At 70.7% G+C, this 15,875-nt stretch carries 19 protein-coding genes; 13 read left to right on the top strand and 6 right to left on the bottom strand.

Annotated features, from left to right (window positions below; genetic code table 11):
* Positions 1 to 201: 201 nt before the first annotated feature.
* A complete protein-coding gene (locus FHX37_RS15570; protein ID WP_141924579.1) occupies positions 202 to 1,038 on the bottom strand; it encodes an exonuclease domain-containing protein in 837 nt (278 codons plus the stop codon).
* A 237-nt stretch (positions 1,039 to 1,275) separates the two neighbouring features.
* Here FHX37_RS15570 and FHX37_RS15565 point away from each other — a divergent pair, with 237 nt between their 5' ends.
* Positions 1,276 to 1,536, top strand: coding sequence for a hypothetical protein (locus tag FHX37_RS15565; RefSeq protein ID WP_141924578.1), 261 nt, complete (start codon positions 1,276 to 1,278; stop codon positions 1,534 to 1,536).
* A 9-nt stretch (positions 1,537 to 1,545) separates the two neighbouring features.
* Here FHX37_RS15565 and FHX37_RS15560 read toward each other — a convergent pair whose 3' ends face one another.
* The gene (locus FHX37_RS15560; protein WP_141924577.1) at positions 1,546 to 2,088 is read right to left on the bottom strand and encodes a hypothetical protein; all 543 of its coding nucleotides are present in this window, start codon (positions 2,086 to 2,088) and stop codon (positions 1,546 to 1,548) included.
* A gap of 813 nt (positions 2,089 to 2,901) precedes the next feature.
* Here FHX37_RS15560 and FHX37_RS15555 point away from each other — a divergent pair.
* Complete coding sequence (locus FHX37_RS15555; protein WP_246062313.1) at positions 2,902 to 3,546, top strand: nuclease-related domain-containing protein; 645 nt, start codon at positions 2,902 to 2,904, stop codon at positions 3,544 to 3,546.
* Between the two features lie 206 nt (positions 3,547 to 3,752).
* Here the strand turns inward: FHX37_RS15555 and FHX37_RS15550 are convergent, their stop codons facing one another.
* On the bottom strand, positions 3,753 to 4,271 hold the full coding sequence (locus tag FHX37_RS15550) for an inorganic diphosphatase (RefSeq protein WP_141924576.1): 519 nt from the start codon (positions 4,269 to 4,271) through the stop codon (positions 3,753 to 3,755).
* 188 nt (positions 4,272 to 4,459) lie between these two features.
* Here FHX37_RS15550 and dacB point away from each other — a divergent pair, with 188 nt between their 5' ends.
* The 11 genes from dacB (at position 4,460) to FHX37_RS15495 (ending at position 14,723) form a co-directional block, all read left to right on the top strand.
* Positions 4,460 to 5,698, top strand: a complete 1,239-nt coding sequence (gene dacB / locus FHX37_RS15545; RefSeq protein WP_246062312.1) for a D-alanyl-D-alanine carboxypeptidase/D-alanyl-D-alanine endopeptidase — start codon at positions 4,460 to 4,462, stop codon at positions 5,696 to 5,698.
* Between the two features lie 70 nt (positions 5,699 to 5,768).
* Complete coding sequence (locus FHX37_RS15540; protein WP_394344502.1) at positions 5,769 to 6,911, top strand: zinc-dependent metalloprotease; 1,143 nt, start codon at positions 5,769 to 5,771, stop codon at positions 6,909 to 6,911.
* A gap of 60 nt (positions 6,912 to 6,971) precedes the next feature.
* Positions 6,972 to 7,982 carry a tRNA lysidine(34) synthetase TilS gene (gene tilS, locus FHX37_RS15535; protein WP_141924574.1) on the top strand — a complete coding sequence of 337 codons (1,011 nt, stop codon included), beginning with the start codon at positions 6,972 to 6,974 and terminating at the stop codon, positions 7,980 to 7,982.
* 165 nt (positions 7,983 to 8,147) lie between these two features.
* The gene (gene hpt, locus FHX37_RS15530; RefSeq protein WP_141924573.1) at positions 8,148 to 8,702 is read left to right on the top strand and encodes a hypoxanthine phosphoribosyltransferase; all 555 of its coding nucleotides are present in this window, start codon (positions 8,148 to 8,150) and stop codon (positions 8,700 to 8,702) included.
* 361 nt (positions 8,703 to 9,063) lie between these two features.
* Positions 9,064 to 11,142: an ATP-dependent zinc metalloprotease FtsH gene (gene ftsH / locus FHX37_RS15525; protein WP_141924572.1), complete on the top strand. Its 2,079-nt coding sequence runs from the start codon at positions 9,064 to 9,066 to the stop codon at positions 11,140 to 11,142.
* Positions 11,143 to 11,267: 125 nt separating this feature from the next.
* Entirely contained in the window at positions 11,268 to 11,855 is a 588-nt protein-coding gene (gene folE / locus FHX37_RS15520) for a GTP cyclohydrolase I FolE (protein WP_246062410.1), read from the top strand.
* A 79-nt stretch (positions 11,856 to 11,934) separates the two neighbouring features.
* A complete protein-coding gene (folP, locus tag FHX37_RS15515; RefSeq protein WP_246062311.1) occupies positions 11,935 to 12,840 on the top strand; it encodes a dihydropteroate synthase in 906 nt (301 codons plus the stop codon).
* The gene (locus FHX37_RS15510) at positions 12,837 to 13,292 is read left to right on the top strand and encodes a nuclear transport factor 2 family protein (RefSeq protein WP_141924571.1); all 456 of its coding nucleotides are present in this window, start codon (positions 12,837 to 12,839) and stop codon (positions 13,290 to 13,292) included. The genes folP and FHX37_RS15510 overlap by 4 nt, the downstream gene beginning before the upstream one ends.
* The gene (folB, locus tag FHX37_RS15505) at positions 13,289 to 13,663 is read left to right on the top strand and encodes a dihydroneopterin aldolase (protein WP_141924570.1); all 375 of its coding nucleotides are present in this window, start codon (positions 13,289 to 13,291) and stop codon (positions 13,661 to 13,663) included. Before FHX37_RS15510 ends, folB begins: the two co-directional genes overlap by 4 nt.
* Positions 13,660 to 14,181, top strand: a complete 522-nt coding sequence (gene folK, locus FHX37_RS15500) for a 2-amino-4-hydroxy-6-hydroxymethyldihydropteridine diphosphokinase (RefSeq protein WP_141924569.1) — start codon at positions 13,660 to 13,662, stop codon at positions 14,179 to 14,181. Before folB ends, folK begins: the two co-directional genes overlap by 4 nt.
* A gap of 5 nt (positions 14,182 to 14,186) precedes the next feature.
* Complete coding sequence (locus FHX37_RS15495) at positions 14,187 to 14,723, top strand: DUF3180 domain-containing protein (RefSeq protein WP_141924568.1); 537 nt, start codon at positions 14,187 to 14,189, stop codon at positions 14,721 to 14,723.
* Between the two features lie 171 nt (positions 14,724 to 14,894).
* Here FHX37_RS15495 and FHX37_RS15490 read toward each other — a convergent pair whose 3' ends face one another.
* The 3 genes from FHX37_RS15490 to FHX37_RS15480 are packed head-to-tail and all read right to left on the bottom strand — an operon-like array spanning position 14,895 to position 15,777.
* On the bottom strand, positions 14,895 to 15,089 hold the full coding sequence (locus tag FHX37_RS15490; protein ID WP_141924567.1) for a hypothetical protein: 195 nt from the start codon (positions 15,087 to 15,089) through the stop codon (positions 14,895 to 14,897).
* Entirely contained in the window at positions 15,086 to 15,298 is a 213-nt protein-coding gene (locus FHX37_RS15485; RefSeq protein WP_211351844.1) for a MerR family transcriptional regulator, read from the bottom strand. The genes FHX37_RS15490 and FHX37_RS15485 overlap by 4 nt, the downstream gene beginning before the upstream one ends.
* Complete coding sequence (locus tag FHX37_RS15480; protein ID WP_141924566.1) at positions 15,295 to 15,777, bottom strand: hypothetical protein; 483 nt, start codon at positions 15,775 to 15,777, stop codon at positions 15,295 to 15,297. Before FHX37_RS15480 ends, FHX37_RS15485 begins: the two co-directional genes overlap by 4 nt.
* Positions 15,778 to 15,875: the final 98 nt, after the last annotated feature.

Here is a 15,875-nt window from a genome sequence, read left to right as displayed (position 1 = left end):
TCTCCCCGAAACGCACCCGTGGGGGACGCGGGCCCTGTTCGGCGGACGTGTGCGCGGCGCTGGACGCGCCGCTCGTCACGAGCAGGGCCTGGACGGGCGCACGACGGAACCCGGAGTGTCACCTCCGGTACCGCCTGTCCACGATAGGAGCAAAGAGACGCACACTGACGTGGGGTTCCCCGAACGGGGTCCCCCGGTGGTTCAGTACGGCCACGTCCCGTCCACGACGGTGCCGTGACCCGGTCTGTTGTTGTCCAGCCATGTCTGGCGGTCCCGGGCGCGGTCGGCGGCCCACGCCACCTGCCGCTCGTGCAGCTCGGCCAGCTCCAACCCCGCCAGGTCGGGGTAGCGCGCGCCGATCTCCCTGGCGAGGGAGAGGCAGGCGGCCGCGTCGCCGTCGGCGGTGTGCGCGTCCACCAGCCCCACACCGTAGTGGTCGCACATCGCGCCGAGGTTGCGCGGTCCCGAGCGGTAGGGGTCGATGCCACGGTCGATGACCAGTGGGTCGACGATGGGCGACGGCGCCCTGGTCAACCGCGACTCCAGCGGTTGTATTCCGCAGCGGCGGAGCTCGCCGTCGAGGACCCGGAGGTCGTAGGGGGCGTTGAAGATCGCCAGTCCCCGGCCGGCGCGGAGGTGGTCGGTGAGGATGTCGGCGATCTCGGAGAGAGCCTGCGGGGCGGGAACGCCCTCGTCCCGGGCCCGCTCGTTGGTGATCCCGTGCACCGCTATGGCTTCCTCGGGGATCTCGCGTTCACCGGGGTGGACCAGCCACGTGCGGGTGGCCCCCGAGGTGTCCACGAGCGCGGCGGAGACGAGGAAGGCAGTGCGGGGGTCCCGGGCGGAGGTCTCACAGTCGAACCCGGCGAGTTCGCCGCCGTGCCACCCGGGGTGCTCGCCGCGCGGCGGCGGAGCGGGGGCAGGGGTGTGCTCGGCGCAGTAGGTCAGCCACCGCCGGCCGTCCCGGACAAGCCCCCCGGCCCGGGCGGCGACCTTGGCGCCGCAGCTCCGGCACGTGCCGGGGTAGCGGTTGCGCATGCTCTCCTCCGTTCACTTCCGTACCCGGCAATCCTAGCTGCCGTGTGTGACGCCGCGTTGGCCAGCGGTTTCCCACGGGACCGGATGTGGTGCTCCACACCCGAGGCGGTACGGAACGGACATGGTGGGCTGTCCTGGCGGGTAGGCACCCGTAACGCGGAGTTCTCGGTATGTCGGTACTCGTCAGGGACGTCCCCGCCGCGCCCGGTGGTGCGGCAGGGAGGGAAGGGGGAGGAGATGAGCCTGGAAGAAGCCGAGCGCCAGCTCGAAGCGGCGGTCCACGACGCCCGCGTCTCGTTCGACTGCATCGCCCTGGAGGACCTGGACCGGGCGCACACCAACGCCATCACGGCCCGCGCGGCGGTGGACGCGGCGGAGTACGCCCTGCGGGTGGAACTGGAGCGGCGCCAGAACGAGGAGGACACCACCGGTACGGGTTCGGAGGAGCCGTCCGGGGGAGCCGGCCCCTCCGAGTCGTCCGAGGGGGCGCAGGAGTGACGTGGCCGGTCAGCCGTGGGCGTGTACCACCACGGCGGTCTCGTCGCCGGTGTTGATGAGGTGGTGCCCGCAGCGGGCCCCCAACACGTGGCCGCGTTCGGTGGTGAGGCGCTGCACGGCCGTCATCGCCCCATCCGCGCTGGTGGCGACCAGGTGCGCCCGGCCGCGCGCCATGTGGACGGCGGCGGTCCGCGGTCCGCCGCTGCCGGAGGCCGCCTCGGCCGGAAGCGCCAGGAAGGCGTTCGGCGGCAGCACCGCCACGGACAGCCGGATGCGTGTGGCCGTGTCGGGGCGGGAGTCGGAGGGGACGGTCCGCCACTGGCCCGGAGTGTGCCATCCGGCCGCGGGCGCCTCGGCCGCGGTCTCGCGCGCGGCGGCCGCCAACTGCCCCGGGGTGGGGGCGGGGCGCACGGCGAGGTGTGGGTAGCCGGTGGAGTGTCCGGCGAGGACGACGTCGCCGACGCCTTCCAGCAGTTCCGGCAACGGTTCCGGGCCCGGTCCGGGCGCTGGGACGACGGCGGGACGGGATGCGGTGGAAGTGTTCTGGGGCACGGGTGGTCCTTCGTGTGGTGCGCGCTGGCGTGCGACACGGAGTCGTGTTCCTGGCACGGGGAGTTTCCTGCGCCGGGGGAGGAGCGGAACGCTCAGCCGTCCGGCCGTACCGGACGGGTCCCCTTCAGACGGCGCGGATGCGGGGTGTGTTCAGCAGCAGGAACAACACGAAGGGACGCGACACGCGAAGCCGGCTGCGCGGCCAGACGCCGCGGGTGCCATGTGAGTCATGGGTGACGAAGCCGGTGCGGTGCGCGGATGCATACCCGTAGCAGATCAGCGGCGATGCGTGAGTGTCAACCGTCGTGGCCGAAACAGGATGTCGGATGTCTCACGCCGCATGGCTGGTGCGCTGCGTGTCCGCCCGTCCGGGCCGGACGGGCGCGGGGTCCGGCGGCCCGGAACCTGTGGCTCGGACCGGGCCGTATTTCGCCGGAACGCATTGCGGTACTACCGCGACCGGTGATGCCATAAGAGACTCCCAGGTGACTCCCTTCGGTAGCTCACCACCGGTCCCGGAGACGAATGGACGGTGCCGGAAGGCTCTCTGCGATGGTTGCGGGATGCGGTGACTACCGGTCCCGGTTCCCGGAGCCGGGACCGGTCCGGGAGACGGAACACCGGCGGCCGGGCGGGCACCGGCACCCGCGCTCACGGTGCACTGGAAAGAGGTGATCGGTTGATGCGGATGCGGTACTGTCGCGGCCCTCTCCCCGCTGCGGGGCCGGCTGCCGGAACCGGGCACGGCACCGGGCGGGCACCGACCCGCCTCTTCGCCTCCTCCCCGTCGTGACCGGGGGCGGGATGCCATCGTTGTCGGAGAGTGAGGGGAAGCGTCCCGGTGACCGCCCCGAGGAACCGGGGGCGGTGTGGGCGCGCGTCGCGGTACGGGCCTCGGTGGTGCTCGCGGCGGGAAGCATGGCGGCCGGGTTCCTCGGTTGGCGGGCGGGGGCGCTCGTCGCCGGACTGACCGCCTGCACCTACGTGCTTCTGGGGACGGCGCCGCGGGTTCCGGCGCCCTACGGCCGCGGCCGGCTGTTGCGGACCCTGCGGCGGAAGGGGTACCGCATCGTCCCGGAGGCCGCCTCACGGCACGTCGCGATCGGTCCCGGCGGTATCTACCTGCTGGAGACGCGGGCGTGGCAGCACACGGTCTGGCGCTCGGGAGGAGAGTGGTACGTCGGCGCTGTCCCGGTGGGCCGGGTCGTGGCCCGCCTCACCCAGCGCGCCGGCCGTATCGAGCGCGTCCTGGAAGCCGGCGGGGACGGCCGGCCCTGGGTGGTTCCGGTCGTCATGGTGTCCGGCCAGTTGCCGGAGCGGGTGATGCGGGCCGACCGCACCGTCATCGCCCGCCCGCGGGAGGCGGTGCGCTACGTCCTGCGCCGGCCGGAGGTCCTCGACCCGGAGGAGGTCGAGGCGCTCACCGCTGAGGTGGAGGACCACCTGTTCCCGGAGTGAGGGGCGCCCCCAAAGAGGGGTAGGGCCCGTGGGACACCCGTCCCGGCACGCGGCGTCGCCCGCCACCCCGCGAGGGAACCGTCGCGCCCTCATCCCTGGGCCGTGCCGGCGCGGCACCGGCCGCGCCGCTCGGGAGACCAGCGCCCGTCGACGCGTTCGTCGAACGGGCCCGGCGCGGTTGGGCACCGGCCGGCACGGTTCGGGTCCTACTGGAGTGTGATGTGGGACGTGTCCCCGTGCGCGCCGGCCTCCTCCGCGCGTTTCACCGACGAGGCGACCTCCTGCTCGGCGTCGTGGCGCCCGCTCCAGGTGGCACCCTCCACCGACTTCCCGGGTTCCAGGTCCTTGTACACGGTGAAGAAGTGCTCGATCTCCAGACGCTCGAACTCGCTGACATGATGAATGTCACGCAGGTGTTCCATGCGCGGGTCGGTGGCGGGAACGCACAGGATCTTGTCGTCACCCCCCGCCTCGTCGCGCATCCGGAACATTCCGACCGCGCGGCAGCGGATCAGGCAACCAGGGAACGTCGGCTGCTTCAGCAGAACGAGAGCATCCAGCGGGTCACCGTCGTCGCCGAGCGTTCCCTCGATAAAACCGTAGTCAGCGGGGTAGCTGGTTGAGGTGAACAGCATCCGGTCGAGGCGCAGCCGACCGGTCTCGTGTTCCATCTCGTACTTGTTGCGCTCCCCTTTGGGGATCTCGATGGTGACGTCGAATTCCATGAGTGTGTCTCGGATTTCCCTTACGGATAGTGTCGCTACATCGGTCACGTTTGTCGCGATGCCAACGAAAGGCAGGTGCCGGGGTGCGGCAGATGCAGGCCTGGACTCTTACCACCGCCGCCGTTCTCAACGTATTCGTACTGCTATCAGGCTTTGTCACGGTGGATGTCCTGAGGTCCCAGCCGCCGATGGCGGATGCATACCCTGCCACCCTCGCCAAGGACACACCGGATGCGGCGTCGTCCGACGCCGCCCCCGTCGACCCGAATCAGCTCGCGGATAAGCTCGATGATCCCATGTCGGATATCGAGCTGGGTGAGGGGCTCACCGGTTATGTCGCCGACGCCGCCAGCGGCGAGAGCCTGTTCGACAAGAACGGCGGCGAGGGCGTGACCCCGGCGTCCACGACGAAGCTGGTCACGGCGGTCGCCGCGCTGCGCTCCCTCGGCCCGGACGAGCACCTGCACACCAGGGTCGTCCGCTCCGGCGACACGCTCACCCTCGTCGGCGGAGGCGACCCCACCCTGAGCTCCACCGGCCCGGGCGGTTACCCCTCCCTGGCGAGTATGACGGAGCTGGCCCAGCGCACCGCCGACAGCCTGGACGGTTCCGGCACGGACACGGTCACCCTCGCCTACGACGACTCGCTGTACAGCGGACCTCCCCTGGCGCCCTCCTGGAAACCCAACTACGTGACCGGCGGCAGTGTCGCCCCCGTGCACGCGCTGATGGTGAACGAGGGCTACGGCGACGACGGCTACCCCGTCGACGACCCGCCGCGCCAGGCCGCCGAGGAGTTCGCCCGGCAGCTGGAGGACGCGGGCGTGGACGTGTCCGGCGACCCCAGCTCCGAGAAGGCCCCCGAGGACGCCGAGCGCGTCGCCCGGGTGGCCTCCCCGGAGATCTCCGCGCTGGTGGAGAAGATGCTGCTGGAGAGCAACAACAACATCGCCGAGGCGCTGGTGCGGCACGTGGCCCGCAGCGAGGGCGAGTCCCCCTCGTTCGGGGGCGGCTCCACAGCGATCTCCGGAGTGATGTCCGACCTCGACGTCTCCGGCGTCGACGTGGCCGACGGCAGCGGCCTCTCGGTGGACAACAACATCTCCCCCGAGGCCCTGGTCGACGTGCTGGCCGCCGCCCTCGACTCCCAGAACCCCGAACTGCAGACGGTCCCCAGCAGCCTGCCCACGGCGCACTTCACCGGCACCCTCGACGGCCGGTACGCGCCGGACAGCCCCACCGAGGAGGGCGCCGGCGTGGTCCGCGCCAAGACCGGAACCCTCTCCGAGGTGAGCGCCCTGGCCGGGACCATCAACGACGCCGACGGGCGGCTGCTGCTGTTCGCGTTCATCGCCAACGACCCGCTGGCCAGCGGCAGCAGGCTCGACCGGCTCGCCAGCGCCGTGGCCACCTGCGGCTGCTCCTGAACCGCCCCCTCCGACACACCGGCGGCCCCGGGCTCCCCTGAGACAACCCGGAAATCGTGTCCAACACTCTGTGCGGCGGCGTCGCAGTGGGTACGGTGAGGGCGTGACTTTGATCGACTGGGACGTAGCCGTCACCACCGGAACCCGCCTCGTGCGGCCCGGACCTCAGGTGGACATCGCCGACGCCCGGCAGGCCGTGTCGCAGCTCCGCGAGCTGTCCGTCACCGCCCAGGGGCATGTGACCGAATTCACGGGCATGAGCCCACTCGAACCGGCCGGTCCGGCGGTTGTGGTGGACAGGCCGGGCTGGATCCGGGCCAACGTGGAGGGGTTCCGCGCGGTACTGGAGCCGATCCTGGACCGGTTGGGCTCCTCGCGGTTGGGGAACGCCACCGGCCCCGTGTCCACGGCGGTGGGTTCCCGCGTCACCGGCGCCCAGCTGGGTGCGGTGCTGTCCTACCTGGCCGGGCGGGTACTGGGCCAGTACGAGCTGTTCCTGCCGCCGGACCCCGACGGCACGGCCCCCACGGGCCGCCTCACCCTGGTGGCTCCCAACATCGTGCAGGTGGAACGGGAGCTCGAGGTCGACCCGCGCGACTTCCGGTTGTGGGTGTGCCTGCACGAGGAGACCCACCGGACCCAGTTCACGTCCAATACGTGGCTGCGCGAGTACGTCCAGGGGCAGATGCAGGAGATGCTGCTCGCCTCGGACATGGACGCGGGCGCGTTCCTGGAGCGGCTGCGGGCGGCGGGAGACGCCGTCGTGGACGTGATGCGGGGCGGCAACGCCAACCTCATCGAGGCGTTCCAGAGCCCGGCGCAGAGCGAGATCCTGGACCGGATCACCGCCGTCATGACGCTGGCCGAGGGCCACGGCGACTACGTGATGGACGCGGTCGGCCCCAGCGTCGTCCCGTCCGTCGCGGAGATCCGGCGCCGCTTCCAGCGCCGCCGGGAGGGCGCCAACCAGGTGGACCGGATCATCCGCCAGCTGCTGGGCATCGACCTGAAGATGAAGCAGTACGAGGAGGGCGCCGCCTTCGTCCGTACGGTTGTGGAACAGGTCGGCATGGCCGAGTTCAACCGCGTGTGGGAGTCCCCCAGCACCCTGCCGACGATGGACGAGATCCGCGACCCGCAGTCCTGGATCTCGCGCGTGGTGCGGTCGCGGCCGCTGCCGGAGGGCGACGGGCAGGTTTCCGCGGGGGAGTGACCGCCGCGGCGGCGCCGGACCGCGCGCCCGGAGCCCGCGCGGGTCCCTAGGATTGCGGGCATGACTGGTCCACCGCCCGACATCGCCGCAGCGCGCCTGGCCGTACGCCGGGCCCTGTCCGACCTGGCCCCCGGCGACCTGGTGCTGGTGGCGTGCAGCGGCGGCCCCGACTCGCTGGCACTCACGGCGGCGGCGGCGTTCGCCGCGCCGCGCCTGGGCCTGAGAGCGGGCGGGGTGACCGTGGACCACGGGCTGCAGGAGGGCTCGGCCGACCGTGCGGCGTGGGTCGCCGCGGAGATGGCTTCGCTCGGGCTGGAACCGGTGGAGAGCCGCACCGTCGCGGTGGACGGCGGCGGCGGCCCGGAGGGGGCCGCCCGCAGCGCCCGTTACGCCGCCCTGGACGCCGCCGCCGAGGCGTGCACCGCCGCCGCGGTGCTGCTGGGGCACACGCGCGACGACCAGGCCGAGACGGTGCTGCTCGGCCTGGCCCGGGGCTCGGGCGCGCGCTCCCTGTCCGGGATGCCGGCGGTCACCGGCCGCTACCGCCGCCCCTTCCTCGGGCTGGACCGGCGGGTGGTGCGCTCCGCGTGCGACATGATGGGCCTGGATGCGTGGCAGGACCCGCACAACGCCGACCCCGCCTACACACGCTCGCGCGTGCGCCACGACGCGCTTCCCAGCCTCGAGGCCGCCCTCGGGCCGGGGATCACCCCGTCCCTGGCCCGCACTGCCGACCTGTTGCGGGACGACGCCGACGCGCTGGACCTGTGGGCCGAGGAGGTCCGATCGCGGGCGGGAACGGAGCACGAGGGGCAGCCCGCCCTGGACGTGACCGAACTGGGCGGGGTGCCCCGCGCTGTACGCACCCGGGTCCTGCGCCGGACGGCGCTGGAGTCGGGCTGCCCTGCCGGCGAGCTCACCGCACGCCACGTGGCCGAACTGGAACGCCTCGTGAGCGCCTGGCGTGGGCAGAAACACATCCCGCTTCCCGGCGGGGTGCGGGGGTGGCGCACCGGAAAACGGATCGTGCTGGCGAGCGGCGCGGCCAGCGGGCGGGACGCGGGAGAGTGACCCGGGCCCTGCCCGGCGGGAAACGCCCACTGCGCCGCTCCGGAGCGCGGGGGCGGTCCGACGGTTGGCAGGGCCGAGGGCTGGCCACTGGTACGGCGTTTCGTGGAGGTATGCCCATTATCCTGGTGGCGTTCCGGCAACCCTGAGGCGAGCAGCGAGGAAAGCGTGGAAGCGAAGGACATGGGTCAGGATCTGGAGAAGATCCTGGTCACCGAGGAGCAGATCAAGGCCCGGCAGCGAGAGATGGCCGCCGAGATCGACGCGACGTACGCTGGAAAGGACCTGCTGCTCGTCGGCGTCCTCAAGGGCGCTGTGATGGTGATGGCCGACCTCGCGCGCGAGTTGCACAACCCGTGCGGGATGGACTGGATGGCGGTCTCCTCCTACGGGGCGGGAACGACCTCCTCGGGGGTGGTGCGCATCATCAAGGACCTCGACTGCGACATCAAGGACCGCAACGTCCTCATCGTGGAGGACGTCATCGACTCCGGCCTGACCCTGTCGTGGCTGGTCGGCAACCTCAAGTCCCGGGGTCCGGCGTCGGTGGAGATCTGCACGATGGTGCGCAAACCGCTCGCGTTCGACGTGGAGCTCGACATCAGCTGCGTGGGCTTCGACCTGCCGAACGAGTTCATCGTGGGCTACGGGTTGGACTACGCCGAGCACTACCGGAACCTGCCGTTCATCGGGACGCTCGCTCCGCACGTGTACCAGGGGTGAGCCGGCGGTGCCGCCGCGGACGGCGCGGACCCGCCCCGGCAGCGCTGCGCTGGTACGGGAACAACAGCCCGGCCCCGACGCGTTGGGGTCGTGACGGTCTATACGCTGGGGTGGGTGCTCCACGGCGGATGCACCGGTAATCGCAGGGGTATACCGTCAAATTATCCCGGCATTGTTACAGGGAAATACATGTCCGATAGGTCCCGCTTCCGGCGGCCATAACGGGGCCCGCCAACGGGAGGGGCCAGTCCGGGCGTGCTGGACGACAGCAACCCGGCCGGCCTCCCGGCGCGGCGCCGCTTACGGCTTTCGGGGCAGGCCGCCTGGTCAGGAGGGACGGACCCAGCGGGGTTCCGTATAGATGAATCTCAAGCGTTTGTACCGCGGGCCGTGGCTGTGGATCCCGGTCATTGGCCTCTTGCTCTTCGCCGTTTTCCAGTTCACCAACGTGGGTGGCGGTTCCGAACCGCAGCAGGCCGACACGTCGAAGGTCTTCGAGCTGATCGACAACGACAAGGTCGACAACGCGCAGATCGTCGACAAGGATCAGCGGATCGAGCTCACGACCACCGACGGCACGGTCTACGAGGCCTACTGGGTCGAGGGCCAGGGCAAGGAGCTCGCCGACCGGCTGGCTGAGCTGGAGGAAGACGGGAACGTCACGTCCTACGACGTCGAGGTGCCCCAGGACAGCATCTGGGCTTCCGTGCTGCTCAGCATCCTGCCGCTGGTGATCATCATCGCGATCGTCCTGTTCGTCATGAGCCAGATGCAGGGCGGCGGCTCCCGGGTGATGAACTTCGGCAAGTCCAAGGCGAAGCTGATCACCAAGGACACCCCGAAGAACACGTTCGCGGACGTCGCCGGTTCCGACGAGGCCATCGAGGAACTCCACGAGATCAAGGACTTCCTGGAGAACCCGGCGAAGTTCCAGTCGATGGGCGCGAAGATCCCCAAGGGTGTGCTGCTGTTCGGTCCGCCCGGCACCGGTAAGACACTGCTGGCGCGTGCCGTCGCGGGCGAGGCCGGTGTCCCGTTCTACTCGATCTCCGGCTCGGACTTCGTGGAGATGTTCGTCGGTGTCGGCGCCTCCCGGGTGCGCGACCTGTTCGAGCAGGCCAAGGCCAACGCCCCGGCGATCATCTTCGTGGACGAGATCGACGCCGTGGGCCGCCACCGCGGCGCCGGCATGGGCGGCGGCCACGACGAGCGGGAACAGACGCTGAACCAGATGCTCGTCGAGATGGACGGTTTCGACGTCAAGACCGGCGTCATCCTGATCGCGGCCACCAACCGGCCCGACATCCTGGACCCGGCGCTGCTGCGCCCCGGCCGGTTCGACCGCCAGGTGGTCGTGGACCGTCCCGACATGGAGGGCCGCAAGGCCATCCTGCAGGTGCACGCCAAGGGCAAGCCGTTGGCGGACAACGTCGACTTCGACGTGATCGCCCGCCGCACCTCCGGTATGACCGGCGCCGACCTGTACAACGTGGTCAACGAGGGCGCGCTGCTGTCGGCGCGGACCGGCAAGGACGAGATCGACCAGCTCACCCTGGAGGAGGCGATCGACCGCGTCATGGCCGGGCCGGAGCGCAAGACCCAGGTCATGTCGGACGCGGAGAAGAAGGTCATCGCCTACCACGAGGGCGGCCACGCCCTGGTGGGCCACGCCCTGCCGAACGCCGACCCGGTGCACAAGATCACCATCCTGCCGCGCGGTCGCGCGCTCGGTTACACCATGTCGGTGCCGATGGAGGACAAGTTCCTCACCTCGCGTTCGGAGATGACCGACCAGCTGGCGATGATGCTGGGCGGGCGCGCCTCCGAGGAGCTGGTGTTCCACGAACCCACCACCGGCGCGGCCAACGACATCGACAAGGCCACCAACCTGGCGCGCAACATGGTCACCGAGTACGGGATGAGCGAGCGGCTCGGCGCGCGCAAGTTCGGCAGCGGCAACAGCGAACCGTTCCTGGGCCGGGAGATGTCGCACTCCCGGGAGTACTCCGAGGAGATCGCCTCCCTCATCGACGAGGAGGTGCGCCGCCTCATCGAGTCCGCGCACGACGAGGCGTGGGAGATCCTGGTGGAGTACCGGGACGTGCTGGACGACCTGGTGCGGAACCTCCTGGACAAGGAGACCCTGACCAAGGACCAGGTGCTGGAGATCTTCGAGCCGGTCACCAAACGGCCCTCCCGCGGTTCCTACACGGGCCACGGGAAGCGCCAGCCCTCCTCCCGGCCGCCCGTGTCCACTCCCAAGGAACTGGCGCCGCTGGGTCCCCAGGACGCCGAGGAGACCGGCGGCAACGGCCAGGGTGAGTGGTCCGGCGGGCAGACCTGGCAGGGCGACGCCGCGACGGACACCCCCGCCGGCTCCAACGGCGGCCCGGACACGGGCGGTTCCGACAACGGGCCGGAGAGCGGAGGACGAGAGTGAGCCCCGCGGGCGGCCACCAGCCGGGTTCCGGGCAGAACCCGGAACCGTCGGCCGCGGGACCGGAACACCCCGTGACACCCGGTGAGGGCGGCGTTCCCGCCGAGCCGGACCCGGAGACGCCGCTCGTGGCTCCCGCCAGCGAGGGCGTCGACCACGGCCGGTTGGAGAAGGCGGTCCGGGAGATCCTCCTCGCCATCGGGGAGGACCCGGACCGGGAGGGGCTGCGCGACACCCCGTCCCGGGTGGCGCGGGCCTACACGGAGCAGTTCGCGGGGTTGCACCAGCAACCCGAGGACGTGCTGACGACGGTGTTCGAGGCCGGCCACGAGGAGATGGTCCTGGTCAAGGACATCGAGCTGTACTCGACCTGCGAACACCACCTGGTGCCGTTCTACGGCAGCGCCCACGTCGGCTATATCCCCAACAGCCAGGGCCAGATCACCGGACTGTCCAAACTGGCCCGCCTGGTGGACGTGTACGCTCGCCGGCCCCAGGTGCAGGAACGTCTCACGACCGAGATCGCCGACGCGCTGATGGAAAACCTGGCTCCGCGCGGCGTGATCGTGGTGATCCAGGCGGAGCACCTGTGCATGACCATGCGCGGGGTGCGCAAACCCGGCGCGAAAACGGTCACCTCGGCGGTGCGGGGAGATTTCCGCAGCCGGGACCGCACCCGTTCCGAAGCGATGAGCCTCATCCTCGGCGACGGTTGAGGGGAATCTCCCAGCCCGCTCCCGCCGCGGTCCGGGCCGCAGGTCGTTGCTGTGCTACCTGTCCCGTAGGGTGACCGGTATGGGGTCGACGTATAACCTTGTTGGGTTGCCCGAGCGTGACCGGTGTCTGATCATGGGGGTTGTGAACGTCACGCCGGACTCGTTCTCGGATGGCGGCGTGTGGTTCGAACCGCGCCAGGCGATTGAGCGCGGGCTGCGGCTCGCTGAGGACGGCGCCGACATCGTCGATGTCGGTGGCGAATCCACCCGCCCCGGTGCGCAGCGGGTCTCCCGCGACGAGGAGCTGCGCCGGATCGAACCGGTGGTGGCCGAACTCGCCCGCAGCGGCGTGGCGGTCAGCGTCGACACGATGCGCGCCGAGGTGGCCGAACGCGCGGTGGCCGCCGGTGCGAGCCTGGTGAACGACGTCAGCGGTGGTCTCGCCGACCCGGCCATGGCGCGGCTGGTGGCCGACACCGGCGTCGGCTACGTCCTGATGCACTGGCGCGGGCACAGCCACGAGATGCAGGAACGGGCGGTGTACTCGGACGTGGTCGGGGAAGTGCGGGACGAGTTACGTCAACGCATGGACGCCATGGTTGGGGAAGGGGTCGATCCGCGGCAGATCGTGCTCGATCCGGGGTTGGGTTTCGCCAAACGCCCCGAGCATGGTCACAATTGGGCACTACTCGCCGAAATCGACCAGTTTTATGAATTGGGGCGCCCCTTGCTGATCGCTGGTTCCCGGAAGCGCTTCCTTGGCCGGCTCCTCGCCGGCGCCGATGGGGAGGACCGCCCGGCCGTGGAGCGCGACGACGCCACGGTTGCACTGACGACACTGGTCGCTGACCGCGGCGCGTGGTGCGTGCGGGTGCACGAGGTCCGGCCCAATGCCGACGCGGTGCGGGTCGCCGCGGCGTGGCGCTCCGGCGGGGACGACCTCACGGAAGGTCGGGCTGATGTTGCGGAACGGAGCGGCCAGTGAAGTCCCAGAACGAAGCCATGGAACGGGTGTCCGAAGCCAACACCCAGTTCTACTCGGCGATAGAGAACGGCGACATCGACCTGATGCGCCGCGTGTGGGCCGAGGACGAGGACGCCGCCGACCTGGTGTGCGTGAACCCGGGATGGCCGCTGCTGCGCGGTCGGGACGAGATCATGCGGGCCTGGAGCCTGATCATGGCGAACGTCCCCTACATCCAGTACGTCCTCACTGACACCACCGTCGGGATGATGGGCGACGTCGCCGTGGTCACCTGCTCGGAGAACGTCCTAACCGCCGAGGAGGACACTCCGGGATTCATCGCGGGCGGCCAGGTGGTGGCGACGAACATGTTCGTCCACACGAGTCAGGGGTGGCGCCTGTGGTCGCACCACGCCTCCCCGGTGATGGTGGAGGAGGACGCCGACACCGACGAGGCGGGAGACGTGGAGTGACCGGCGCGCTGGACCGTATCGCGGTGCGCGGGCTGCGTGCCTACGGCTACCACGGGGTTTTCCCGGACGAACGGCGCCACGGGCAGGAGTTTGTGGTGGACGTGGTGCTGGGAACCGACGTCGCCGAGGCGGCCCGCACCGACGATGTGGGCCACACCGTGCACTACGGGCACCTCAGCCAGCGGCTGGTCGCGGCGGTGGAGGGAGAGCCGGTCGACCTCGTCGAAACACTCGCGGAACGGCTCGCCGGGGTCTGCCTGGCCGAGGAGCGGGTGCGGGAGGTCGAGGTCACGGTGCACAAACCCGACGCTCCCATCCCGCACGAGTTCACCGATGTGACCGTCACGATTCTGCGAAAGGCGCGAGGATGACGACATGGAGCACCCCGCGGCGGGTCGTCCTGTCGCTGGGCAGCAACCTCGGGGAACGGATGCAGAACCTGCAGGGGGCGGTGGACGCGCTGTTCGACGCCTCCGGGCTGCGGCTCGTGGGGCTGTCGCCGGTGTACGAGACGGCTCCCGTCGGCGGCCCCGAACAGGAGGCGTTCCTGAACGCGGTCGTCGTGGTGGACACGGCGCTGGACCCGGACACGGTACTGGAACGCGCCCAGAACGTGGAGGACGCCTTCCACCGGGTGCGGGAGGTGCGGTGGGGACCGCGCAGTCTGGACGTGGACATCATCGACGCCGGCGGGGAGCAGCGGGACGACCCGGCACTCACCCTGCCACACCCCCAGGCGCACACGCGGGCGTTCGTGCTGCAGCCGTGGTCCGATGTGGACCCGGACGCGGAGATCCCCGGAAAGGGGCCGGTGCGGGACCTGCTGGCGGCGCTCACCGGCCAGGAGCTGCACCGCCGGGACGATCTCGTGTTGCAGGTGCCGGACTGAAACGTATGGGCGACAGCGACGACAACGGCCAGCTTCCCGAGGGCGCGCTGCGTCCCACCGGCTGGCGGATGCTGCTCGGCCTGGCTCTGGTCAGCGGCGTGGTCTCCTACCTGGTGGTGGACGCGACGTACGGGTCACTTCCGGTGCTGCCATGGACAGCGATCCCCACCCTGCTGGTGCTGGCGGTGGGTGAGGGGGCGGCGGCCGTGCACACGCGCCGCCGTATTCGTCGGGTTCCCGGCACCGAGCCGGTAGAGCCGCTGCTCGTGGCGCGCCTGGTGGCTCTGGCGAAGGCCAGCTCGATCTTCGCGGCACTGGCGGTGGGCGTGTTCGGCGGTATGGCGGCGGTGCTGCCGGAGCGCCTGGCGGCCCCGACCGCCCAGGCGGACGCCATCACGGCACTGGGCACCGCCGGGGCGGCGGTGGTGCTGCTGGTGGTGGCGCTGCTGCTGGAGTACGCCTGCCGCGTGCCACCGCAGGACGGTGACGGCACCAACGGCACGAACGGCACGGACAGGTCCGGCGGGGGCGGGCCCCGCTAGCTCGTGCCGCGGTTCTTTGGTAATCGGGAGTGGAGCTGGTGCTAGGTTCGGCCGCCGAACCTAGCACCAGCTCCACCCTCGGTTCGTGAGAACCCGCTTGTGGCGCTCCCCTGATGAGAGCGGCGGGTCCCGCACCCGGGAAGGGGGCCGAGTGCGGGACCGGGGTGGAGGTTAGTGGTCGCGTTGGGGCGGGATTACCGTCTCGGTGTCCTCGTTCTCGTCACCGAGCCAGGTGTGCACGCATGCGTGGAGTTCCTGAAGGGTGTCGTGTATCTGGTTGGGCCACAGGGCGCCGCCGTCCATGGCCTGGGTGAGCTGCTCCAGCAGGTCGCGTAGTTCCCGGCGCTCGTGGGGAGTGAGGTTCACGACTGACCACCCCCATCCTGGTGGGTGGTGGCCAACAGGTCCTGGATATGGTCGGGAAGGAAGCGGCGGTGCCCGTCCGGGGTGACCAGGACCGGGGCCAGGTGGCCCCGCCGTACCCAGGCATTGACGGTCGAGGTGGTCACCCCGAAGGTCTCGGCGACGTCGCCGGGCCGCAGCAGCGGAGAGGGCCAAGTGTGGGGGATACTCACCGAACCACCCCCACCGTGCTCTGCTGCTCGCGCTGGCCCAGCCACCGGCGCACCAGCGGGGACAGTTCCGCACGCACGTCGTCGAGCCCGTCGCCATAGACCGGCTGCGCGGAGGGTCCCGGCGCGGTGCCGGGTGCGACGGCCGCGCCGCAGGCCGGGCAGTACCCCTGTTCCTCCCGCTGTTGGCGGAGGCGCTCGGACTCGGTCACATAAGGCCGCACCGGGCTGTGCTCCTCGGGATCGAGCAGCTCGGGTTCGGGAAGCGGGTCAAAAACCGGTTCCGGCAGCACTTCCTGGGTTCTCGGCGGCGGCACGGTGAACCGGCGTGCTGCCGACCAGCGGCGAGGCACAAGCGGCACCGCGATGCGCGGTTCCAGACGCCCGTAGCGATCCCGGTAACGCGTGGGCGGGAACAGCGCGATAGCCAGCACCACGAACAGCGCCCAAAAGGGCGCAAGGCTACGCATAAACTGGGGCATGTCATCGACTCCATTTCAGTCGGTGGCCATACCTCCGGAGAGCGGACACTCTCGCGGAGGCTTCTTGTGACCCTCCTGGGCGTGGTGCCAGGTCGCAG

This window comes from Haloactinospora alba, assembly GCF_006717075.1.
Lineage (GTDB): Bacteria > Actinomycetota > Actinomycetes > Streptosporangiales > Streptosporangiaceae > Haloactinospora > Haloactinospora alba.
Note: the sequence above shows the minus strand (reverse complement) of the source record. Positions and strands in the feature narration are given on the sequence as shown.